The organism is Candidatus Binatia bacterium (assembly GCA_036563615.1).
Taxonomy (GTDB): domain Bacteria; phylum Desulfobacterota; class Binatia; order UBA12015; family UBA12015; genus DATCMB01.
Genome location: DATCMB010000004.1, coordinates 514,908 through 537,371 on the forward strand (window position 1 = coordinate 514,908; position 22,464 = coordinate 537,371).

The window sequence follows — 22,464 nt, forward strand, 5'->3', positions numbered from 1 at the left end:
CAGCGCCATGACGCATCACGCGTCCATCGACCCCGCCACGCTCACCGAGAAGATCTCGATCCGCGAGCTCAGCTTCTACTACGGCAAGACGCGCGCGCTGAACCGCATCTCGCTGCCGCTCTACGAGAACCAGATCACGGCGTTCATCGGTCCGTCGGGCTGCGGCAAGTCGACGCTGCTGCGCGTGCTCAACCGGATGTACGACCTCTACCCCGACCAGCGCGCCGAGGGCGAGGTGCTGCTCGACGGCGAGAACATCCTGTCGCGCCGCCAGGACGTCAATCTGCTGCGCGCGCGCATCGGCATGGTGTTCCAGAAGCCGACGCCGTTCCCGATGTCGATCTACGACAACATCGCCTTCGGCATCCAGCTCTACGAGAAGCTGCCGAAGTCCGAGCTCGACGATCGCGTCGAGAGCGCGCTGCGGCGCGCCGCGCTGTGGGACGAGGTCAAGGACAAGCTGTCGACCAACGGGCTCGCGCTGTCGGGCGGACAGCAGCAGCGCCTCTGCATCGCGCGCACCATCGCGGTGCAGCCCGAGGTCGTGCTGTTCGACGAGCCCTGCTCCGCGCTCGACCCGATCTCGACCGCGAAGATCGAGGCCCTGATGGGCGAGCTCAAGAACGACTACACGCTCGTCATCGTGACGCACAACATGCAGCAGGCGGCGCGCGTCTCGGACTTCACCGCCTTCATGTACCTCGGCGAGCTCGTCGAGTTCGACGTCACCAGCAAGATGTTCACGATGCCGAGCGAGCAGCGGACGGAGGACTACATCACCGGCCGCTTCGGCTGATGGACGACGCGCCGGCGCCGCCGACGCGCGTCAAGCATGCGCCGGCGAGCGTCGCGTCTCCTCAGCGCTGACGCCGCAGCAGCACGTAGAGCGCCCCGTCCCCCCCGTGCTGCGGGTGCGCCGGCGCGATGCCGATGATGTGCGGCGCGTACGCGCCCTCGGTGAGCCAGCGCGGCACGGCCGAGCGCAGCACGCCGCCGCCGTCGCGCGCGGTGCCCTTGCCCGTGATCAGCAGAACGCAGCGTCGGTTCTGCTGCAGCGACTCGTAGAGAAAGGTCTGGATCGCGAGGAACGCCTCGTCCTGCGTCAGGTTGTGCAGGTCGAGCTGCGCTTCGATGTCGATCTGGCCGCGCCGCAGGCGCTCGGCGGTACGGCGGTCGAGGGCGGGCAAGGAGCCGTCGGACTCGCTCGACACCGGCTCGCGCCGCGAGCGCAGGCGCTCCGCGAGGCCACCCAGCGGCGAGGGCTGCTCTTCTTCCACCTCGACGTCACGATCCTTCAGCGGCACGACGTCCTGCGTCGCGAGCAGCCACTCCTGCTCTTCGGCGCTGAGCTCGGTGTTGGTCTCTTCCTGATCGCTGGGGCCCTTGCGGCCTTGGTGCGATTCCATCGTGTATCGTTCTCTCCTACGCTGCATCGCCGCGCACGCCGGCGATCGCTTCCAGACGTGCGCGCACGGACGACGGGATCTCGCGAGGACGACCCGTCGCGCGATCGATCAGCACCTCCGTGCTGTCCCCCTCGGCGACGGTGCGCTCCGCGGTGCAGACCCGGTACGCGAAGTCGATGCTCGTTCGGCCGACGCGCGCGACGCGCACGCCGACGCGAAACTTCTCCCAGGGCAGCAGCGGGCTCAGGTAGCGGCACCGAACCTCGGCGACGACCGACGGCAGGAGCCCCGCCTCGAACCCACCGAGGCTGCGCATGTAGCGAGCCCGCGCTTCGGACAGGTACGCGACGTAGACGTGGTTCGCTACGTGCCCCTGGGGGTCCAGGTCGCGCACCAGGACGTCGAAGTCATGGTACTCGAAGTCCGCGGTCACGCGCGGTTCTTGTAGGCGTTGAAGGTCGCGTCGCTCTCGAAGTAGAGCACCTTGCCGTCCGGCGTCGCGCCGATCACGGCGGTCGCCTTGTCGACCGGCTTGCCGGAGATGGGGTCGGTCGCGACGCGCGCCGAGGCGTCCGCCGCGAGGCGCCCCTTGCACATTTCGCAGCAGCCGAAATAGGTCTTGCCGTCCACTTGGACCGGGATCTGGTCCTTCGGGAAGACCGAGTCGTTGACCATGCACACGCGCTTGGCCTCGACGCGCTCGATCGGCTCGGCCGAGGCGACGCCGACGCAAAGCAGGATCGCCAGGCCGAGAAGGCTTGGCACGAGCCAGCGCATGCTGCGGACGCTTTTCATCGAGAACCCCCCGCCGAAGCCGCCGACTCGCGTCGAAAGCCTCGGCTGAGCCATCGGCCGGGCGCCAAGCCCGGCCCTCCGATCATCGCCTTCCGTTCCCCTGCGAGCAAGTCGGCCGCTGGCGGGGTCAGGCGTCGAAATGGACGAACAGGTCCTTCGGCGAGCGGAAGGCGAGCCCGACGATCGTGGAGGGACGCTCGGGGTCGAGCCGCAGGTTGCGCAGCCGGTCGAGGACCGCCTCGAGGGCGATCCGCGCCTCGATCCGGGCGAGGTGGTAGCCGAGGCAGAAGTGCCGGCCGCCGCCGAACGACAGATGGTCGTCGGCGCCGCGGTGCAGGTCCCAGCGATCGGGCTCCGGGTAGTGGCTCTCGTCGCGGTTCGCCGAGCCGATCACCGGCGTGACCAGGCTTCCGGCGGGGATCGCGACGCCCGCGATCTCGACGTCGCGCGTCGCCTGGCGGCCGACGAACAGCACCGGCGTCTCCCAGCGCAGCGTCTCCTCGAGCGCCGCGCCGACCAGCGAGCGGTCGGCGAGCACCTCGTCGAGCGCGCCGGGATGGTGCAGCAGCGCATGCAGCGTGCTGCCGATCCAGCGGAAGGTGGTCTCCGCGCCCGCCGGCAGCAGGAGCCGCATGAAGCTGATGATCTCCTCGTCGCTCAGGCGCTGGCCGTCGACCTCGCCGGTCACGAGCCGCGAGAGCACGTCGTCGGTCGGCTCGCGCCGGCGCTCGGCGATGATCGGCAGCAGGAACTCCGCGATCGCACGCGACGCGGCGAGCCCCTTCGCACGGTCCTTGGCGAAGCCGATGATGTCGAGCGCGTACTGCTTGAACTGGTCGAAGTCCCGGATCGGCACGCCGGCGAGCTTGGCGATGACGCGGATCGGGAACGGCTCCGCGAGCTGCTCGACCAGGTTCGCCCGACCGTCGCGCGCGAAGCGGTCGATGAGCTGGTGCACCGTGTCGCGCATGAAGTCCTCGAGCACGGCGATCGACTTGAAGTGGAACGCGTACTGGACGATCTGGCGGTGCTTCTGGTGCTCCTTGCCGTCCATCTGGATGATGTTGCGGCCCATCACCTCGGACAGCTGCGCGTTGGCGCGCGACGAGAAGGTGTCGTTGTCGCGCAGGATGCGCGCGACGTCGTCGTAGCGCGTCACCAGGTGGGTCTGGCGCCCGAACTGCGCGATGCGCAGCACCGGGCTCGACTGCCGCAGCGACGCGAACAGCGGGTACGGGTCGGGGAAGTCGAACAGATCCTGCGGCGAGAAGGCGACCGCGGCTGGCTCGGACATCGTCTTCCCCTTTCTCGCCGCCTGCGGCGGCGCGCTCCTGCTACTTCCGCGGCGGGTTGTAGAGCACGACCATCTGGTAGAGCAGCGCCGGCGTCTCCTGACCCTCGATCCCGACCTGGATGTCCTGCGTGACCAGCGTCCCCTTCGGCCGCTGCTCGACGGAGACCAGGCGCGAGCGCGCGCGCAGCGTGGCGCCGGCCGGCACGGGTGCCAGGAAGCGCAGCTTGTTCGCTCCGTAATTGACGGCGTTGCCGTGCCCGACGATCGTGAAGTCCGAGCGGGCGCGCAGCCTCGGCAGCAGGCTCAGCGTCAAGAACCCGTGCGCGATCGGGCCGCCGAACGGGCTCTCGCGCTTGCAGCGCTCGACGTCGACGTGGATCCACTGGTGATCCCCGGTCAGGTCGGCGAACGCGTTGATCATCTCCTGCGTCACCTGCACCGCCGGCCCCCAGGGGCTGAACTCTTCCTTGATCTGCGCCTTCAGGCCCTCGATGTCGTCGAAGCGGATCTCCAGCATGCGACTCTCCTCCGGACGGTCGCTCGCGCCGCGCACCGGCGAGCTCCGGCAGGCATAGCGCGCGTCGGGGGCGAGGCAAAGCACATCGCGGCGCGCGTCGACGCCTCGTCACGGCGCTGCGCGTCGAAACGCTTTGCGTGGCTCTTCACCGAGGGATAGCGTTTCAGGTTCGATGTCGTGCGCGGTGACCATGTCCGATCTGGCGCCGCTCCAGGACTGGCTGCCGGACCTGGACGCGGACCGGGTCGAGCGCATGCTCGGTGTCCATCGTGCGCCGAGCATCGGACGCCGCACCACCGCGCACCTGGTCGGCGACCCGGTCGCGCTGCGCAACCAGCTCGTGCTGGGAAAAATTCGCACGAACGGGTCGGTCGAGAGCGTCAGCGTCGGCGTCGCGCACAACGGCGAGCTCGCGGCGCTCTGTAGCTGTCAGGGCCTCGGCCAGGAGCCGCCGTGCGAGCACGTCGCAGGGCTGCTCGACGAGATGGCGGCGTCGCCGGCGCTGCGCGAGCGCTTGCTGCGCGAGAGCAGCGCCGAGGAGACGCAGGCCGCCGCGCCCGCCGCGCCCGATCTGCCCCGCGCGCTCTCGATCGCGCGTCGCCACGGGATCGACCTCGAAGCCGCCCGCGCCGCCGTGCCGCGTCGCACGAGCCTCCTCGACACGACGTTCGCCGCCTGGCGTCGACGCGGCGCCCTGCGCCCGCTCGGCGCGGCGTCCTTCCTGATCGCCGTCGAGCGCGGCGACGAGGACCTCGAGGCGCCGGCGCGACTGCGCGTGCGCGTCCAGCCGCAGGGCGAGCGCCAGCCGTTCGGCCCCGACGACCTCGAAGGACGCCGGCTGCCGGCGCACGAGTGGCGTCTCTTCGAGCCGCTGCGGCGCGCGCCCGAGGGCGGCCGCGACTTCGTCGCCGAGGGCGAGGACGCGGCGCTGTTCCTCGACCGCATCGCCGAGGCCGGCTTGACGCTGCACGACTTCGACGGAAACGAGACGCTGACCCTGCTCGCGCAGCCCGTGCGCCCTGCCCTGCGGCTGCGCCCGGCGACCGACGAGGACGTGCGCGCGAACGAGCTTTTGCAGATGCGCGCCGACGAGGTCGCCGAGGAGCAGCTCAAGGTCCGCCGCGCCTGGCTCGAGTACAACACCGGCGGTCGCCCGATCGACGAGCCGGCGTTCCGCGCGCTGCTCGGCCTGCCGTCGGCCGAGGCTGCGGCGTCCCGCTTCGAGCGCGGCTTCGTGCTCGAGGCGGTCTGGCGGCCGACGCGTCCGGGCGGCGCGATCGCCGACGAGGGCGCGCCGGTGCCGTTCACCGAGACCGTCCTGCTGCGCGGCGCGACCGGCTGGGTGTTCTTCCCGGAAGCGCGCTGCTTCGCGCGCGTCGCGCACGACGTCGGTCCGATCGCGCTCGCGCGCCTCGCCGCGCACCCGCAGGTGCTGGTCGAGCCGGCCGACGTGGCGCGCGTGCCGGCGCTGCTGCACGAGCACTTCCAGAGCGAGGGCGTCGCGCTGCCGTCGCGCGACGAGCTCGGGCTGCCGCCGCTGCCGGTGCCGAGGATCGTGCTGCGCGTCACCGGCGCGGTGTTCGCGGTCGAGGCGACGCTCGAGGCGCACTACGGCGAGCGCGTGATCGTGCTGACGCCGGCGAGCTGCGCGACCATCGAGGATCCCGAGCGCAACGCCGAGCTCGAGCGCGCCGCGGTCGACGTGGTGAGCGCGACCGTGCTCGAGCTCGCGCGCCGTCCGCGACGGCGCCGCGCGAGCGTCACGCCGCCCGACACCGAGACCTGGCGCGCGCAGGGCGACGAGGCGGTGTTCTTCTGGACGCACGACCTGCCGCGTCTCGTCGCCGAGACGTCGGCCGGCGGACCGCTCACCGAGGTCGTGGTGCCGCCGGCGCTGCGCAACGTCACCGCGCGCCCGCCGCTGCAGGCGACGCTCACCGCCGACGCCGCGCGTCCCGGATCGATCGTCGTCGCGCTGCGCTACGCCGCGGACGGCATCCCGGCCGACGTCGAGGAGATCCGTCAAGCACTGGCGGCGAAGCGCCGCTGGGTGCGCCTCACCGACGGCAGCGTCGCCGAGCTGTCGCAGAAGGTCGCGGCGCTGGTCGCGGCGACGCAGGACACGCTCGGCAACTCGCTCAGCGCGGAGGTGCCGCGTCACCTGCTCGGCGAGGTCGCGGCGTGGAGCGAGCTCGCGGAGAACGTCGAGCTCGACGAGCTCTTGTCGAGCTGGACGCGACGCCTGCGCGAGCTCGCGTCGTCGCCGACCGCCGAGCCGATCCCCGGTCTGCAGGGCGACCTGCGCAGCTACCAGAAGGTCGGCGTCGCCTGGCTGCAGCTCCTCTCGGAGCTCGGCACCGGCGGCATCCTCGCCGACGACATGGGTCTCGGGAAGACGATCCAGACGCTCGCGCTGCTCGCCTGGCGACGCGCGCGCGACGGCAGCATGCCGAGCCTGGTGGTCGCGCCGACCTCGGTCGCACCGAACTGGATCCGCGAGGCGGAGCGCTTCGTGCCCGGGCTGCGCACGGTGCTGCTGCACGGGCTCGGTCGCCACGCGCGCTACGAGGACGTGCCCAACGTCGACCTCGTCGTGACGACGTACGCGCTCCTGCGCCGCGACGTCGAGCGCCTGCGCGACATCCGCTTCCGCTACGTGATCCTCGACGAGGCGCAGCAGATCAAGAACCACGCCGCCGCGACGACCGCGGCGGCGAAGTCGCTCGCGGCAGAGGCGCGCCTCGCGCTCACCGGCACGCCGATCGAGAACCGTCTGCTCGAGCTGTGGTCGATCCTCGACTTCGTGAACCCGGGCATGCTCGGGAGCTGGCGGAGCTTCTCGCGGCGCTACGAGCGTCCGGTGATGGCGAGCCTCGGCGAGCTCGCGGGGCCGGCGGGCGACGAGGACGAGGACGCGGAGGCGGTCGCGGCGCAGATCGCGCTCGAGCAGGAGGCCGCTGCCGCCGAGGCGGCGGCGCTGCGCGCGCGCATCCGACCGTTCGTGCTGCGGCGCACGAAGGCCGACGTCGAGAGCGATCTGCCGCCGAAGATCGAGACCGACGTCGTGGTCGAGATGACGCCGGCGCAGCATCGCGCCTACGCGGCGCTCGTCACCGCGACGCGCGAGGACCTCTCACGCCGCATCGCGCGCGACGGCTTCGAGAAGAGTCGGATGGTGGTGCTGACGGCGCTGCTGCGCCTGCGCCAGATGGCGTGCGACCCGCGGCTCGTCGACCCGCGCTACCGCCCGCAGGACTCGGCGAAGCTCGAAGCGTTCCGCGAGCTCACGTCCGAGGTGATCGCGAGCGGCAGACGCGCGCTGGTCTTCAGCCAGTTCGTCGAGCTGCTCACCCTGCTGCGCCAGGATCTGAACGAGCGCGGCATCGAGTACGCCTACCTCGACGGCCGCACGCGCGACCGCGCCGCCGTGCTGAACAGCTTCACCGAGGGCACGATGCCGCTCTTCCTGCTGAGCCTGCGCGCGGGCGGCACCGGCATCAACCTCACCGCGGCCGACGTCGTCATCCACCTCGACCCGTGGTGGAACCCCGCGGTCGAGGAGCAGGCGACCGATCGCGCGCACCGCATCGGGCAGCGCAAGACGGTGTCGGTCTACCGCATCATCGCGGCGGGGACGATCGAGGAAGCGATCCTGCGCCTCAAGCGGCAGAAGCGCGCGCTCGCGAGCAGCGTGATCGACGACGACCGCGGCTGGATCGAGCAGCTCGGCGAGAGCGAGGTCGCGGAGCTGCTCGGGCTCAGCTGAAGCTGCTTCGGCCGAGCTGGCGCCGCTCCGACTCGAGCGAAGCCGCGCGAGCCGCCGACGGACGTCGAGAGTCGGCGCGCACACGCAGCTCGCCGAGGGACGCCACGCGTACGCAGCTTGCCCTGCGAGCTGCCGCCGCCCGGCGACCGCAACCTCGTCGCTCGCGAACGAACACGGGGACGATGCACGGGCAGCGCGCGGCCGCTCTTCGCAGCCGCGCGCCGCCCACACCGTCATTCGCTCGCGGCGTCGGACGCCGTGTCCTTGCTCTTGCGACGGCTCGACGACGTCGAGCGCGACTTCGTCGTGCGCGGCGTGGTCTTCGCCCGCGTCGTGCGCGAGGTGCGCGTGCCGCTCGTCGACGACGAGGTGCGGCGCCGGCTCCGCGTCGCGGGCTTCGCCGCCGCGGCCTCCGCCTCGGCGTCGTCGGCCTGCGAAGCTTCCGCCGCAGCGCTGCCCTCCGCCTCGGCCGCTGCGCTCTCGGTCACGGCGTCCTCGGCGGCGGACTCGTCGTCGCCGGCGTCCTGCGCTTCCGCACGCTCGGCTGCGTCGCGCTCGTCGGCGGTCTCGTCCGCCGCGTCGGCGAGCGGGTCGCCGTGCGGTGCGGTGTGCGAGACCGCCTCGTCCTGCGCGTCGGCCGCGTCGGGATCGACCACCGGCTCGAGCGCCGGCGTCGTCTCGGCGCCGGACTCGGCAGCCTCGGCGCGCGCAGCCGCGCTGGCCTCGGCGTCCGCGCCCTCACCGCCGTCCGCCGACGTCGCGGTCACGGGCGTGATCCGCCAGGCGCCCTGCCGGTCGCGCTGCATGCGCAGCAGACCCTCGCGCTGGCCGACGTGCATGAGCTCGGTCAGCGTGCGGAAGCCGAACATCTGCTCGTCGAACTCGGGATCGACGGCGCGCAGACCCTGCGCCAGGTGACGCACGTACATCGGCTTGCCGGCGCGCGACTCGTTGAGCTTCTCGAGCGCGGTGCGCAGCAGGACGAGCGCCTCCTCCTGCGGACGCGTCGCGACGGTCGGCGGAGCGCTCGCGCCGTCGCCCTCGGCGCCGCTGGCCTCCGGCTCGGCGGCGACCGGCGCCTCGACGCCTTCCTCCGCGTCGCCCTTGCGGGGCTTCTGCGTACCGCCCTCGCCGTTGAGCTCGACGACGTAGCCGTGGTCGATGCGCTTCAGGTTGAGGTGGTGCTTGTCCGCGAGACGCTGGATGAACTCACGGAACGACGAGGCTCCGTAGTCGCGTTCGCTGAAGGTCGAGTCCAGCTGAAGCAGCGTGCTCTTGAGCGGCCCGAGCTGCGGCTCGACGCCACGGTCGGCGAGGATCTTCAGCGCGCGCTGCACCTGAGCGAACCCATGCTCGAGCGAGAGCCTGCCACCGGCCGCGCTCCTCTGCGGCTTGTCGCCGCGCGAGCGCGCGCCGAGCAGGTTCTCGTAAGCGATGAACTCGTGGCAGTTGCGCTGCAGGATCCCGCTCGTGAACGAGCGCCCACCGACGACGAATACGCGCTTGCCGAACTGCTTCAGCTTCTCGACCAGCGCGATGAAGTCCGAATCGCCGCCGACGATGGCGAAGCCGTTGATGTGCGGCCGCGTGAAGGCCATCTCGAGGGCATCGACGACCAGGTTGATGTCGGCGCCGTTCTTGTCGCCGCGCGGCGTCACGTTGCGCTGCACCATGTGCACCGCATGCTCGGTCATCGTCCGGCTCTGCATGCCGGCGCGTGCCCAGTCGCCGTACGCGCTCTTCGACACGACCTCGCCGCGCTCCTTCAGGGCGTCGAGCACCAGGGCGATGTCGAGCTCGCTGTTCAGCGTGGTCTTGACCCCGATCTCGATGTTGTCGAAGTCGATGAAGACCGCGAGCTGCAATCTTTCTTCCAAAGGCTCTCCCTGCCCCGCGTCGTGGTTTGGTCCATTCGGATCGGAGGACGCAGGGCGTTTGCTGGCGCTCTAGCAAGCCGCAGGGAGCGCGGCTAATCGACGGCTCAGTCGCCCAGGAGCGCGAGCAGGCTGCGTCCGGCGACGGCGCGGCGCCAGGCGGCGTGGATCTCGGCGTCCTCGAGGGTGGCGATGATGCGCTGTGCCTCCTCGAGCGACGGGAAGCCGGAGGCTGCGCAATCGGCGCGCGCGAGCGCCCGGTCGAGCCGGCGCTCGGCGAGGACGGCGTAGCCGTAGCGCCGCTTCTTGCGCGCCCGGGCGAGGTCGCTGGGCGCGAAGCCCTCCTCCGCCGAGCGCTCGAGGACGTCGTCCATGATCCGCGCCAGGCGGTCGGCGCGTCCCGGACCGGCACTCGCCGACAGCACCGCCGCGCCCCAGCCGTCGCCCCACTCGAGCTCGGCCGACACCTCGTAGCCGAGCCCGTGGCGCTCGCGGACCGCCTGAAAAAGGGTGCTGTCGGGGTCCGCGCCGACCAGGTCGAGCGCGATGCCGAGCGCCAGCAGGTTGCGCGGCGCGGGGTCGACCTCGAGGAAGCGCACGACGAACGACTGCCCGCGCTCGCTTCCCGGAAGCCGCAGAACTCCGCCGCGGCCGCGGCGCACGGCCGCGCTACGCGCCGGCCGGCCGACCCGATCCGCCGCCACGTGACGCGCGAGCGCCCGGCGCACGACCTCCTCCGACACGCCGCCCACGACCGCCAGGACGGCGTTCGCGTTCACGAACCGCCTGCGCAGGAAGCGCGTCACGTCGCTCGGCTGCATGGCGCGCACCGAGCCCACCGTGCCGCAGATCGGGTGGCCGATCGGCGGTCCGAAGAAGGTGCACCAGCCGCGCTCGTGCAGGTGGTCGAGCGGGTCGTCGCGAAAGCCGCGGATCTCGTCGAGCACGACGCGGCACTCCTTGCGGAAGCGCTGCGGGTCGACGCGGCTGCGGTAGAACTGATCGGCCAGCAGCTCGATCGCGGCCTCGAAGTCCTCGTTGAACACCTCGATGGTGAGCGCGATCGACTCGTAGCCCGTGGTCGCGTTGTGGTTGCCGCCGATCTCGGCCGCGCGCCGGTTGAGGGCGAGCTGGTCGAGGGCGTCGGTGCCCTGGAAGAGCATGTGCTCCGCCATGTGCGCGAGCCCGGGGATCGCGCCGTCGTAGCGCGCGCCGGCGCGGACGTTGATCGCGATCGCCGTGATGGGTCCGGGAAGGGGCTCGTAGACGACGGTGAGACCTCGGAAGCGGAACGTGCGGACCTTGGCGCGCTGCGGCATGAGCCTCCTCAGCAACGGAATTTCCCTCTCGAAGCAAGTGCGAAACCTGCTACCATCCGGCGCTTTCGCACGACATGCAGCGCGACGACACGATCACGAACGAAGCGAGTCGCACGGCCTTGTCCGCGCGACGAAGCCCATCGGAGAAGCGCAGGCGGAAGCGCGCGGCGCTTCCACCGAGATGCCGCACGGGGGCGAGACATGATTGAAGAGGAGCTGTCCAAGCAATTTCTTCGGGTCACCGAGCTAGCCGCCATCGAGTCCGCGCGGACCATGGGCCAAGGCGACCGACGCCACTCGGACCACGTCGCCGTCGAGGCCATGCGCAAGGCGATGGACACCTTGCCGATGCGCGGCGAGGTGGTCATCGGCGAGGGCGAGCGCGACGAGGCGCCGATGCTGTACATCGGCGAGCACGTCGGGCGCGGCTGGAGCGAGGATCCCGAGGTCGACATCGCGGTCGACCCGCTCGAGGGCACGAATCTGTGCGCGACGGGCGCGCCGGGCGCGATCTCGGTGATCGCCGCGTCGACGCGCGGCGGGCTGCTGCGCGCGCCCGACTGCTACATGGAGAAGATCATCGTCGGCCCGGCGGCGAAGGGCGCGATCCACCTCGACGCGCCGGTCGCCGAGAACCTTGCCGCGATCGCGAACCGCCTGAACCGCTCCGTCAAGGACCTGGTGGTCATCGTGCTGGACCGTCCGCGGCACGAGCAGCTGATCGAGGACATCCGGCGCGCGGGCGCGCGCATCCGCTTGATCAGCGACGGTGACCTGTCGGCCGGCATCTCGGTCGCGGTGCGCGGCACCAACGTGCACGCGGTGATGGGCATCGGCGGCGCGCCCGAGGGCGTGCTGACCGCCGCCGCGCTGCGCTGTCTGAACGGCGCCATGCAGGCGCGTCTCGTGCCGACGAAGGAAGGTCAAGAAGAGCGCATGCGCGCGATGGGCATCACCGACCCGAAGCGCATCTACACCGAGCGCGACCTCGCCCCCGGCCACGAGATCCTGTTCGCCGCGTCGGGCGTCACCGACGGCACGCTGCTCAAGGGCGTGCGCTTCTTCGGCCACGGCGTGCGCGTCAGCTCGGTGATCATGTCGCGCCGTCAGCGCCGCATCCGCTTCATCGACACGGTTCAGGTCGACGACGATCCGGATGTCGTGATCGAGTTCTGAGGCTTCTCGTCGAGCGCCGCGAGCGCGGCGGCCGTCGCGGGCAGCGCGGCCGCCGCCTCCGGCATCGCGAGGAGCGCGCGCAGCCGCTCGAGGTCGGCCTCGACGTCGACGTCGAAGCCCGGCTCGAGAAGTGACGTCGCGAGGTTGCGCGCACGTGCGCGCTCGAGCGTGCTCGCGAGCACCGAGTCCGTGCCCCACGCGATGCCGTCGAAGACCTCCGGCACCGCGCGCGCCGCGATCAGGTAGTAGCCACCGTCCTGCGCCGGGCCGAGGACGAGGTCCGCGCTCCCAAGGCGCGCGAGGGCGTCCTCCACGACCCGCGGCGCGAGCTGCGGCATGTCCGAGCCGATGATCGCGCAGCGCGCGAAGCCGGCAGCGAGCATGCGCGCGAACGCGTCGCGCATGCGCGCGCCGAGATCCTCGCCGCTCTGCAGGAAGACGTGGCTCGGATCGACGGCGAAGCGCGCGGCGAAGCCGTCGTCCGGTGGCGCGAGCGCCCAGCGCACCGCGAACGGCGCGTGCGCGAAGCGGTCGCGCAGGTCGGCGACGAACGCCGCGTAGAGCGACGCCGCTGCGGCGTCGCCGATCGCGCGCGCGAGCCGGGTCTTGACCCGCCCCGCCGCGGGGCAGCGCGCGAACACCACGAGCACGTCGCGGGCGGCGTCCGTCATGGCACCCGAGCCTACATCAAGTACGCACGCGCTGCTTTGCGGCCCGGGGCAATGTTGCTACTACGACCGCAGCCCGCCGCGCGTCTCGCGGGCGCATGCTCGTCCGCCACGCCGTCCCGTTCTTCGTCGAGGAGCCCAGCCGATGGATCTCAGCTTCAGCGCCGAGTACGAGAAGTTCCGCGACGAGGTGAGAGCGTTCCTCGCCGCCAACTGGAGCAAGGAGGACGCCGCCGCGGCTCCTCCGGCCGACGATCGCGCGCTCCTCGGCGGCGGCGTGCGCACCGACCCGCGCGCGACCGAGTTCCGCAAGAAGGCGATCGAGCGCGGCTACCTCTACCGTCACGTGCCGAAGCGCTACGGCGGCGCGGAGCGTCCACCCGATCCGCTCGCGCAGACGATCATCGCGGAGGAGTTCCGCAAGGCCAACGCGCCGCACGAGGTGATCGGCCAGGGTCCGAGCATGCTCGTGCCGACGCTGCTCGAGCACGGCACCGAGGAGCAGAAGCAGAAGTTCATCCTGCCGACGATCCTCGGCGAGATCCGCTGGTGTCAGGGCTACTCCGAGCCCGGCGCCGGCTCCGACCTCGCGTCGCTGCGCACGCGCGGCGAGCGCGACGGCGACTTCTGGGTGATCAACGGCCACAAGATCTGGACCTCGGACGCGCAGCACGCGGATTGGATGTTCTGCCTCGTGCGCACCGAGCCCGACGCGCCCAAGCACGAGGGCATCAGCTACATCCTGATCGACATGAAGACGCCGGGCATCGAGGTGCGCCCGCTGCGTCAGATGACCGGCACCGCGGACTTCAACGAGGTCTTCCTCGAGAACGTCCGCGTGCCGTACACGAACTTGGTCGGGCAGCGCGGTCAGGGCTGGATCGTGTCGCGCTCGACGCTCAAGCACGAGCGCGCGCTGATCGGCAGCGCGAGCATGACGCGACGGGTGTTCGACGGCGTGCTGATGCTCGCGCAGTCCACCAAGCTGCGCGGCCGTCCGGCGATCCAGGACCCGATCATCCGCAACCGCCTGGTCGAGCTCGAAGCGAAGCTCCGCGCCTCGGAGTACCACGGCTACCGGCAGCTGACGATGAGCGCGCGCGGCGAGGAGCCCGGCATGGCGGGGCTGGTCAACAAGCTCTACTCGACGCAGCTCAACTACGACATCGCGAAGCTCGCGATGGACATCATGGGCGACCGCGGCGCGCTCGCGCCGGGCGAGGCCGAGGCGCCGTTCGGCGGCATGCTGGTCACGGCTTACCTGTGGTCGCTCGGCATCCTGATCGCGGGCGGCACCGCGAACATCCAGCGCAACATCATCGCCGAGCGCGGGCTCGGCCTGCCCCGCGATCCGGCCGCGTCGCGCCGCTGACCTCGAGGACTCGAGCATGGATTTCGGACTCTCCCAGGACCAGGTCCTGCTGAAGGACACCATCCGCCGCTTCCTCGACGAGCAGTGCCCGACGACGCGCGTGCGCCAGGTCATGGAAGGCCCGACCGGGCACGATCCGGAGCTGTGGAGCGGGCTCGTCGGCCTCGGCGTGACGGGGCTCTACGTCGATGCAAAATACGGCGGCGCGGGTCTCGAGCTGCTCGACTTGGCACTCGCGGCGGAGGAGCTCGGCTACAACGCGACGCCGGGACCGTTTCTCGGCAACGCGCTGGCGCAGATCGCGCTCGCGGAAGGCGGCGACGACGAGCAGCGCCAGCGCTGGCTGCCGCAGCTCGTCGACGGCAGCCGCATCGGCACCTTCGCGCTCGGCGAGCCCGACGGCGAGTGGTCTCCGGAGAAGCTCGCGACGCGCGCGGAGGGCGGCCGCCTGACCGGCACCAAGGTGCTCGTGCCGTACGGCTCGCTCGCCGACGTGCTGATCGTCGCGGCGCGCGACGACGGCGGTCCGGGTCTGTGGCTCGTCGAGCGCGGCGCGGCGGGCATCAAGACGACGGACTACCTGTGCAACGACCTCACGCGTCGCCTCTCCCAGGTGACGCTCGACGGCACGCCCGGCGTCAAGCTGCCGAACGGCGCGCGCGCCCTCGAGCGCACGCGCGACGCGGGCTGCGTCCTGATCGCGGCCGACGCCTACGGCGGCTGCCGGCGCATGCTCGACATGGCCGTCACGTACGCCAAGCAGCGCGAGCAGTTCGGGCGGATCATCGGCGCCTTCCAGGCCGTCAAGCATCAGCTCGCGAACCTCGCGTGCGAGCTCGAGCCGACGCTCTCGCTGTGGTGGTACGCGGCGCACGCCTTCGACCGCATCCAGGACGAGTCGGCGCACCGCGCCGCGCTCGCCAAGTCGCTGCTGACCGACACCTTCGACCGCGTCGCGCGCGACACGACCGAGCTGCACGGCGGCATCGGCTTCACCTGGGAGTACGACCTGCACCTGTGGTTCCGCCGTGCGATCTTCGACCGCAGCTTCCTCGGCGACGCCAACGAGCACCGCGCACGCGCCGCCGATCTGGCGGGATGGTGATCTCATGCTGCAAACGGGAGACTTCAAGAAGGGCGTGCGGATCCTCGTCGACGGCGAGCCGTTCGTGATCGAGGACGTGCACGTGCAGACGCCGTCGGCGCGCGGCGCCTCGTCGCTGACCAAGGTGCGGCTGCGCAACATGCGCACCGGGCAGATCCTCGACAAGACGTTCCGCGGCGGCGACCGCGTCGAGGAGCCCAACGTCGAGCTGCGCTCGGTGCAGTTCCTCTACCGCGACGGCAACGACTTCCACTTCATGGACGCGCAGAGCTACGACCAGTTCTCGCTCAGCGCGGAGGAGCTGGGCGACGCCGTCGGCTACCTGAAGGACGGCATGGAGGGGCTGCGCTCGGTGGTGTTCAACGACCGCGTGATCTCGGTCGACCTGCCGACCACGGTCGTCCTGCAGGTCGTCGACACCACGCCGGCCATCAAGGGCGCGACCGCGCAGGCGCAGACCAAGGCCGCGACCCTCGAGACCGGGCTCGTCATCCAGGTGCCGTCCTACCTCGAGAGCGGCGAGTACGTGCAGGTCGACACGCGCGAGGCGCGCTTCGTCGCGCGCGCAAAATCGTGATCTGACGCGTTTCGCCGCAAACTCGCTCGCTGCTAGGCTCGCGTCATGATCCTCACGCATGACGCGATCCTCGCCGAGATCGAGCGCGGCCGCGTCGTCATCGAGCCGTTCGACCCGGAGCAGGTCGGGCCCGCGTCCATCGACCTCCACCTCGGCGACGAGATCCGCGTCCTCGCCGGCGGGCCGCACGTGATCGACGTCAACGACCAGGCCGACTACCGCACCGTCACCGAGGTGCGGCCGCTGCGCGAACCCTACGTGCTGTCGCCGGGCGAGACCATCCACGGCATCACGCGCGAGCGCATCACCCTGCCGGGCGACATCGCAGGCTGGCTGGAAGGACGCTCGCGCTTCGCACGCCTCGGGCTGATGATCCACGTCACCGCGGGCTTCGTCAGCCCGGGCGTGTCGAACCGTCAGGTGCTCGAGATCAGCAACGTCGCGACGCGGCCGCTCGCGATCCACGCCGGCACCCGGATCTGCCAGATCGTGCTGCAGCGCTGCGAGGGCAACGCGATCTACGCCGGACGCTTCGCGACGCAGGAGAGGCTGTAGCCGCCGTGCGGACGCGCTCGCGCGCCCGACGCTGGCCCCGCGTCGTGCTCGCGATCGTCGGCGTGGCGGCGCTCGGCTACGTCGGCTTGCGGCTCGCGGCGCGCGCGTCGGGCGGTCCGCTCGGCCCGATCCCCGGCGGTCGCCTCGCGGGACCGCTCGCCGCGAACCAGAACCCCGACTGGGGCTTCACCGACGCGATCGAGACCATCGAGGTCGAGGTGTCGCCCGACGATCCGCTGTCGGTGACGACCTGGGTGATCGCGCACCACGGCCAGCTCTACGTCACCGCCGACTTCTTCAACCCCTGGAAGCGCTGGCCGCACCTCGCGCTGGCCGACCCGCGCGTGCGGCTGCGGATCGGCGGCGAGATCTACGAGCGCAGCGCCGTGCGCGTCACCGACCCGCGCGAGATCGAGGCGCTGCGGCGCGCGGTCGCCGAGAAGTACGACGTCTCGCCGGACGGGCTCGCCGCCAAGGTCGAGGTGTGGTTCTTCCGCATGGAGCCGCGCCGCTGACGCTCGCGCCGCGACGTACGCGTCACGCGCGCGGCTGCTGCTGCGTCAAGCAGTGGAAGGCGCCGAGCCCCCACACGAGATCGTTGGCGCGGATCCCGACCACCCGGCGCCCCGGAAAGAGCCGCTCGAGCGTCGCCAGCGCGCGCTCGTCGTTCGGACAGCCGAAGGTCGGCACCAGCACCGCGGCGTTGCCGATGTAGAAGTTCGCGTAGCTCGCGGGCAGGCGGTGTCCCTCGTACTCGACGGGGTCGGGCATCGGCAGCGTGACGACGTCGAGCGCGCGCCCGCGGGCGTCGCGCATCGTGCGCAGGCGCGCGAGGTTGTCCTGCAGCGCGCGGTAGTTCTCGTCGCGCGGGTCTTCCTCGACCACCGTGACCACGACGCCCGGCGCGACGAAGCGCGTGAGATCGTCGACGTGGCCGTCGGTGTCGTCGCCGACGATGCCGTCGCCGAGCCAGAGCACGCGCTCGACGCCGAGGTAGTCCTTCAGCCGCGCCTCGATCTGCTCGCGCGACAGCTGCGGGTTGCGGTTCGGGTTGAGCAAGCACGCCTCGGTCGTGAGCAGCGTGCCCTCCCCGTCGCCGTCGATCGAGCCGCCCTCGAGGATCATGCCCGGCGAGAAGCACGGGACGCCGAGCTGACGCGCGACGTGCTGCGGCACCTGGTCGTCGAGATCCCACGGCGGGTACTTGCCGCCCCACGCGTTGTAGCCCCAGTCGAGCGCCGCGAGATCGCCCGGACGCTTGCCGACGACGAAGATCGGGCCGTGGTCGCGGATCCACGCGTCGTCGGTCGGGATGCGGTGGAAGCCGACGCGCTCGAGCGACACGCCCTTGTCGATCAGCAGCGCGCGCACCTCGTCCTCGCGCACGGCGTCGTTGACCAGGATCTCGACGCGCTCGCCGGGCACGAGCGCGCGCACCATCTCGACGAACACCAGCGGCACCAGCTCGAACTTGCCGGGCCACGAGGCTTCCTTGTGGGGCCACGCGAGCCACGTCGCATCGTGCGGCTCCCACTCGGCGGGCCAGCGGTAGCCGAGCTCGCGCGGGGTGCTAGCGGGCGTCGTCAAGGAGCTGTCGGGTGAGTCCGGAGTAGAAGTCGACACGGCGGTCACGCAGGAATGGCCAGTGCTGGCGGGTCTCCTCGATGCGCTCGAGGTCACAATCGACGAGCAGCAGCTCTTCGCGATCGTGGCTCGCGCGCGCAAGGAGCGGTCCGAACGGCGCGGCGACGAACGACGCGCCCCAGAACTCGACCGTGCCCTCGATACCGACGCGGTTCGGCACGGCGACGAAGACGCCGTTCGCGACCGCGTGCGAGCGCTGCACGAGCTCCCACGCTTCGTGCTGCTGCTTGCCGTACTCGGCCTTCTCCGACTGATGCCAGCCGATCGCGGTCGGGTAGAAGAGGATCTCCGCGCCGGTCAGCGCCGTGAGCCGCGCGGCCTCGGGGAACCACTGGTCCCAGCAGACCAGCACCCCGATGCGCGCAAACCGCGTCTGGAAGCTGCGGAAGCCGAGATCGCCCGGGGTGAAGTAGAACTTCTCGTAGTAGAGCGGGTCGTCGGGGATGTGCATCTTGCGGTAGACGCCGAGCAGGCTGCCGTCGGCGTCGAGCACGACCGCGGTGTTGTGGTAGACGCCCGCCGCCCGGCGCTCGAAGAGCGAGCCGACGACCACGACGCCGTTCTTCTTCGCCGCCTGCGACAGCGCCTCCGTGCTCGGACCCGGGATGGGCTCGGCGAGCGCGAAGTTGGCGTGGTCCTCGGCCTGGCAGAAGTAGCGCGAGCGGAAGAGCTCCGGCAGGCAGACGATCTGCGCGCCGCCGGCCGCGGCCTCGTCGATCCGCGCGAGCGCGCGCGCGAGGTTGTCGCGCACGTCCTCCGAGCAGCGCATCTGCACGAGGCCGACCTTCACCGACCGTCCGCTCTTCGTGGTCATGATCTTCGACCATAGCCGCGGTCCGGCGGGGGTGCCACCGTGGCCCTTTCCTCGTCGTCGGGCAGCGGCGGACGCACGGTGTGGTCGACGGGACGCGCGCCGTGACCGACCGCCGGCGCGCGCGCGATCGCCTCGTGCAGCCACGCCTTGGCCGTGCGCACGGCGTCAAGCAACGACGCCCCGCGCGCGAGCAGCGCGGCGATCGCCGCCGACAGCGTGCAGCCGGTGCCGTGCAGCCGCGGCACGTCGACGCGCGGCGCCGTGAGCTCGTGCAGCGCGTCGCCGTCGAGCAGGACGTCGCAGGCGACGTCCGTGAGGTGGCCGCCCTTGACCAGCACGGCGCGCGGACCGAGCGCCTGGATCGCGCGCGCGGCGTCGCGCATCGCAGCGACGTCGTGCACCGGACGTCCGACGAGCGCCGCCGCCTCGTCGAGGTTCGGCGTGACGAGCCGCGCGAGCGGCAGCAGACGCTCGCGCAGCGCCGTTGCTCCGGCCGCGTCGAGCAGAGCGTCGCCGCTCGTCGCCACCATCACCGGATCGACCACCAGCGGCGCGCGCAGGCGCGCGAGCCGCTCGGCGACGACCTCGACGATCTCCGCGCGGCCGAGCATGCCGGTCTTCACCGCGCCGACGTCGAGGTCCTCGAGCACGGCGTCGAGCTGCGCCGCGACGAGGTCCGCCGGCAGCTCGCCGGTGGCGCGCACGCCGAGCGTGTTCTGCGCGGTGACGCAGGTCAGCACCGCGGCGCCGTAGACGCGGAAGGCGGCGAAGGTCTTGAGGTCCGCCTGGATGCCGGCGCCGCCGCTCGGGTCGGAGCCGGCGACGGTGAGCGCGACCTTGGTGCTCATCGCGCGCCGCCCTGCCCGCTCGCGGCGGATGCGCCGGCGCCGGACGCCCTCGCGCCGGAAGCACGCCCGCCCGACGCATTCGCGCTCGATGCGCCCACGCCGGACGCCGGCGCCACGCCCGGCACGGGCGGCGTCAGATCCTCCTGCACGCGCACCAGCCGCCAACGTGGCCCTCCCCGCCCCGAGCCGTCGCGGACGTCGGGCGCGAGCGCGAGCCACAGCTCGGGCCGCGCCCACAGCACGCCGCCGAGCGACGGCCAGATCGGCGGCTCGGGGAACGGCGGTGCGTCGGCCTCGGTGCAGCGCGCGGCGAGCTCGCGCCAGCGGCGCGTCGGCCAGGCGACGCCGCCGAACACGAGGCCGTGCGGCGTCGGCGCGCCGAGAACGAGCGCGCCCGTCGCCGTGACGCCGCAGAGCAGCATCTCGGCGAGCTCGCGCGTGCCGAACACGAGCCAGTCGCGCGAGCGTCGCCCCGGGCGGTAGCGCGACTCTGCACGACGCGCGAGCAGCGCCGCGTGCCCCGCGGCGCCCGCGCGCGCGAGCTGCGCGAACGCGGCGCGCGCGTCGCCGCGCCACGGCGCGTGCCAGCGAACGAGCGCATCGTCGCCCGAGCCCGTCCCACCGACGAGCCGACGGAGCAGCGCCTGGCGCTCGCGCAGCGGCTGTCCGGTGACGTCGCGACCGTCGCAGCACAGCACGTCGAGCAGCTCGAGCGCGACGACGTCGCCGAGCCCGGGCGCGTCGTTCTCGGCGGCCGGTGGCAAGACCAAATTTCCGTCGAGGATGGTCGCGCCCGCGCGCGCGCGCCCGCAGCGCCGGGCGAGCTCGGCGACGATCGACGGCAGCCGCGCGGAGAGGTCGGCGCCGCCGCGCCCGCGGACGCGCACGCGGTCGTCGATCGTCACCAGGCAGCGCCAGCCGTCGGCGAGCGGCGACAGCAGGAAGTCGTCGCCGACCTGGGCGAGCTCCGCCTCGTCGGCGACCACCGGCAGCATCGGCGCGAGCGCGACGCGCGGTCGCGCCGCGCGTCGCACCGGGCGCCGGGTGTCTGCCGAGCGCCGCTTCACCGCGCGCGCGCCTTTGCGCTCACTGGAAGAACGTTCCCGCGCGCAGGGTCTGGCCGGCGCCGAACGGCCCGACGGCCTGGCCGTAGTAGCCGATGATGCCGACGCCGTCGTCGTCGTCGGGATCGAAGCCGCCGTTGCGCAGCCCCGGTCCCTCGGTCGCGCTCACCCAGATCGACATCGAGCTGTTCAGCGTCACGCCGGGGAAGAGCGCCTGCCAGGTCGTGAACAGCGCGCTGCCGGTCACGCCCACCGTGGTCTCGGCGATGATCGAGTTGTTCGGATCGTTGCCCGTGAGCACGATGTTGACGTTGAACAGCGGCTCGACCGGCGGCGCGTTGCCGTTGGTCAGCGAGGTGACGATCGTCGCGTCGTTGTTCTGGAACACGTCGAGCGCGAGGATGACGAGCAGGTCGTCCTGCAGCGTCGCGGGATTGAAGCTCGTGCCGAGGATGATGCCGCCCTGGCGCACCGTGCCGAGCACGCCGAAGCCGGTCGCGTTGACGCCGAACGCCGAGTTGGTCGACAGGTTCGCCATCGTGAAGTTGCCGATCAGCCGCGGCTCGTTGTTGCCGATCACGACGACGAAGCCTTCGAACCCGGCGAGGCTCCGCGCCGGGCCCTCGACGAAGCGTCCCTCGCCGTCGATCGACCGATCCCGGATGCTGGTCACGTCGACGACGTCCGTGCCGCCCTCGCCCCAGATGAAGCGCACCACCTCGTCGATGCGCTGCCCCGACTTGTCGTAGAAGACCCAGCGCGCGTCGATCGCCCCCTCACCGACGTTGCTGATCGAGAAGAACGTCGTGCGGCCGATCGCCGAGAACGGCATCACCAGGGTCTCGTCGGGGAAGTCCGTGTTGCCGCCCTCGATCGTCACGTCCTGCGCCGGAGCGACCGCCGGCAGCGCGAAGAGCGCGCCGAGCACAATCACCGTATTGACCAGCTTCGTGCGTGTGTTCATTTCCTCTCCTTAGGTGAGAGCGGCCCGGTAGCCGAGCCGTCTGCCGACCCGCAAGCCGTAACCCGAAGAACAGACGGGCGGGCGGCAGGTTGCCCAACGGCTTTCGGGTCGATCGCCCTGGCAAATGCGTCGTCTCGTCGCACATGCGCCCGATCATGCGAAACTGCACGAGATTGAACGAGAAAAGTGACGAACGCAGGCGGCGGGCGTGGCCTTGCGGTTGCTCTTGCGGTCGGTCGGGATGAGTCGCTCGTTCGTCAGGGCCTGGGCCACGGTCGCCACGCTGATGGCGCTCGTGTGCTTTGCGTTCATCCAGCCCATGCCCGAGCATACCGCGACGCCGAAGGTGCACCAGCAGACCTCGGGCACCAAGGCGGTCGCCAAGGCGCCGAGCGCCCTCCTGATGGTGTCGCCCCCGCTGGTCGACACCGTCATGACGGGAAAGACGTTCTCTCCCTATCTGGTCGTCTCCGGACCACCGCTCGTCGTCGGAGCAGACGGTCGACGCGTGATCGCGGCCGTCGAGCTCGCCGACGTCAGTCCCCCTCCCATCGAGCCCCCGATTCGCCCCGGCTAGACGCTCACGTACACGTGAGCGCTCCGGGCTCGGGGTGCCATCCTTTCCCGCTCGAGAGCCGCGGGGCTTTCGCGGGCGCGCTGTCCGGTAGCAGCGTAGGGATGTGAGCGCGGAGTGGCTCGAAGGCCA

Annotated in this window: 22 protein-coding genes; 9 read left to right on the top strand and 13 right to left on the bottom strand. The window is 71.5% G+C overall.

What is annotated here, in order from left to right; translation table 11 throughout:
* The first annotated feature begins 7 nt into the window (after positions 1–7).
* The gene (gene pstB, locus VIS07_02300) at positions 8–796 is read left to right on the top strand and encodes a phosphate ABC transporter ATP-binding protein PstB (GenBank protein ID HEY8514325.1); all 789 of its coding nucleotides are present in this window, start codon (positions 8–10) and stop codon (positions 794–796) included.
* A gap of 61 nt (positions 797–857) precedes the next feature.
* Here the strand turns inward: pstB and VIS07_02305 are convergent, their stop codons facing one another.
* The 5 genes from VIS07_02305 to VIS07_02325 form a co-directional block, all read right to left on the bottom strand.
* The gene (locus VIS07_02305; GenBank protein HEY8514326.1) at positions 858–1,406 is read right to left on the bottom strand and encodes a Smr/MutS family protein; all 549 of its coding nucleotides are present in this window, start codon (positions 1,404–1,406) and stop codon (positions 858–860) included.
* A gap of 16 nt (positions 1,407–1,422) precedes the next feature.
* Complete coding sequence (locus VIS07_02310; GenBank protein ID HEY8514327.1) at positions 1,423–1,839, bottom strand: thioesterase family protein; 417 nt, start codon at positions 1,837–1,839, stop codon at positions 1,423–1,425.
* Entirely contained in the window at positions 1,836–2,255 is a 420-nt protein-coding gene (locus VIS07_02315) for a hypothetical protein (protein ID HEY8514328.1), read from the bottom strand. Before VIS07_02315 ends, VIS07_02310 begins: the two co-directional genes overlap by 4 nt.
* A gap of 73 nt (positions 2,256–2,328) precedes the next feature.
* On the bottom strand, positions 2,329–3,495 hold the full coding sequence (locus tag VIS07_02320) for a cytochrome P450 (protein HEY8514329.1): 1,167 nt from the start codon (positions 3,493–3,495) through the stop codon (positions 2,329–2,331).
* 40 nt (positions 3,496–3,535) lie between these two features.
* On the bottom strand, positions 3,536–4,012 hold the full coding sequence (locus tag VIS07_02325) for a MaoC family dehydratase (protein ID HEY8514330.1): 477 nt from the start codon (positions 4,010–4,012) through the stop codon (positions 3,536–3,538).
* A gap of 190 nt (positions 4,013–4,202) precedes the next feature.
* Here VIS07_02325 and VIS07_02330 point away from each other — a divergent pair, with 190 nt between their 5' ends.
* Positions 4,203–7,778 (top strand): SNF2-related protein, encoded by a 3,576-nt coding sequence (locus VIS07_02330; GenBank protein HEY8514331.1) that lies wholly within the window; start codon positions 4,203–4,205, stop codon positions 7,776–7,778.
* Positions 7,779–8,011: 233 nt separating this feature from the next.
* On the opposite strand, the gene VIS07_02335 is transcribed toward VIS07_02330, so the two are convergent.
* Both VIS07_02335 and VIS07_02340 read right to left on the bottom strand, forming a co-directional pair.
* A complete protein-coding gene (locus tag VIS07_02335; GenBank protein HEY8514332.1) occupies positions 8,012–9,655 on the bottom strand; it encodes an NYN domain-containing protein in 1,644 nt (547 codons plus the stop codon).
* A gap of 104 nt (positions 9,656–9,759) precedes the next feature.
* Complete coding sequence (locus tag VIS07_02340; protein HEY8514333.1) at positions 9,760–10,971, bottom strand: pitrilysin family protein; 1,212 nt, start codon at positions 10,969–10,971, stop codon at positions 9,760–9,762.
* A gap of 201 nt (positions 10,972–11,172) precedes the next feature.
* On the opposite strand from VIS07_02340, the gene glpX reads away from it, so the two are divergent.
* Positions 11,173–12,147 (top strand): class II fructose-bisphosphatase, encoded by a 975-nt coding sequence (gene glpX / locus VIS07_02345; protein HEY8514334.1) that lies wholly within the window; start codon positions 11,173–11,175, stop codon positions 12,145–12,147.
* Here the strand turns inward: glpX and VIS07_02350 are convergent.
* Entirely contained in the window at positions 12,108–12,818 is a 711-nt protein-coding gene (locus tag VIS07_02350) for a TIGR04282 family arsenosugar biosynthesis glycosyltransferase (GenBank protein ID HEY8514335.1), read from the bottom strand. The two genes, glpX and VIS07_02350, sit on opposite strands and share 40 nt — an antisense overlap.
* Before the next feature lie 142 nt (positions 12,819–12,960).
* Here VIS07_02350 and VIS07_02355 point away from each other — a divergent pair, with 142 nt between their 5' ends.
* From VIS07_02355 to VIS07_02375, 5 genes are read left to right on the top strand one after another with little or no spacing between them, the layout of a single operon-like run.
* A complete protein-coding gene (locus tag VIS07_02355; protein HEY8514336.1) occupies positions 12,961–14,187 on the top strand; it encodes an acyl-CoA dehydrogenase family protein in 1,227 nt (408 codons plus the stop codon).
* Between the two features lie 16 nt (positions 14,188–14,203).
* Positions 14,204–15,292, top strand: coding sequence for an acyl-CoA dehydrogenase family protein (locus tag VIS07_02360; protein ID HEY8514337.1), 1,089 nt, complete (start codon positions 14,204–14,206; stop codon positions 15,290–15,292).
* Positions 15,293–15,296: 4 nt separating this feature from the next.
* Positions 15,297–15,869: an elongation factor P gene (efp, locus tag VIS07_02365; protein ID HEY8514338.1), complete on the top strand. Its 573-nt coding sequence runs from the start codon at positions 15,297–15,299 to the stop codon at positions 15,867–15,869.
* A gap of 45 nt (positions 15,870–15,914) precedes the next feature.
* A complete protein-coding gene (dcd, locus tag VIS07_02370) occupies positions 15,915–16,424 on the top strand; it encodes a dCTP deaminase (protein ID HEY8514339.1) in 510 nt (169 codons plus the stop codon).
* Between the two features lie 5 nt (positions 16,425–16,429).
* Positions 16,430–16,939: a hypothetical protein gene (locus VIS07_02375; GenBank protein HEY8514340.1), complete on the top strand. Its 510-nt coding sequence runs from the start codon at positions 16,430–16,432 to the stop codon at positions 16,937–16,939.
* Positions 16,940–16,961: 22 nt separating this feature from the next.
* Here VIS07_02375 and VIS07_02380 read toward each other — a convergent pair whose 3' ends face one another.
* The 5 genes from VIS07_02380 to VIS07_02400 are packed head-to-tail and all read right to left on the bottom strand — an operon-like array spanning position 16,962 to position 21,758.
* A complete protein-coding gene (locus VIS07_02380) occupies positions 16,962–18,011 on the bottom strand; it encodes an agmatine deiminase family protein (protein ID HEY8514341.1) in 1,050 nt (349 codons plus the stop codon).
* Complete coding sequence (locus VIS07_02385; protein HEY8514342.1) at positions 17,995–18,882, bottom strand: carbon-nitrogen hydrolase; 888 nt, start codon at positions 18,880–18,882, stop codon at positions 17,995–17,997. Before VIS07_02385 ends, VIS07_02380 begins: the two co-directional genes overlap by 17 nt.
* Entirely contained in the window at positions 18,879–19,730 is an 852-nt protein-coding gene (thiD, locus tag VIS07_02390) for a bifunctional hydroxymethylpyrimidine kinase/phosphomethylpyrimidine kinase (protein HEY8514343.1), read from the bottom strand. Before thiD ends, VIS07_02385 begins: the two co-directional genes overlap by 4 nt.
* Positions 19,727–20,797, bottom strand: coding sequence for a hypothetical protein (locus VIS07_02395; protein ID HEY8514344.1), 1,071 nt, complete (start codon positions 20,795–20,797; stop codon positions 19,727–19,729). Before VIS07_02395 ends, thiD begins: the two co-directional genes overlap by 4 nt.
* 19 nt (positions 20,798–20,816) lie before the next feature.
* On the bottom strand, positions 20,817–21,758 hold the full coding sequence (locus tag VIS07_02400) for a hypothetical protein (GenBank protein ID HEY8514345.1): 942 nt from the start codon (positions 21,756–21,758) through the stop codon (positions 20,817–20,819).
* Positions 21,759–21,999: 241 nt separating this feature from the next.
* On the opposite strand from VIS07_02400, the gene VIS07_02405 reads away from it, so the two are divergent.
* The gene (locus tag VIS07_02405; GenBank protein ID HEY8514346.1) at positions 22,000–22,335 is read left to right on the top strand and encodes a hypothetical protein; all 336 of its coding nucleotides are present in this window, start codon (positions 22,000–22,002) and stop codon (positions 22,333–22,335) included.
* Positions 22,336–22,464 lie beyond the last annotated feature (129 nt).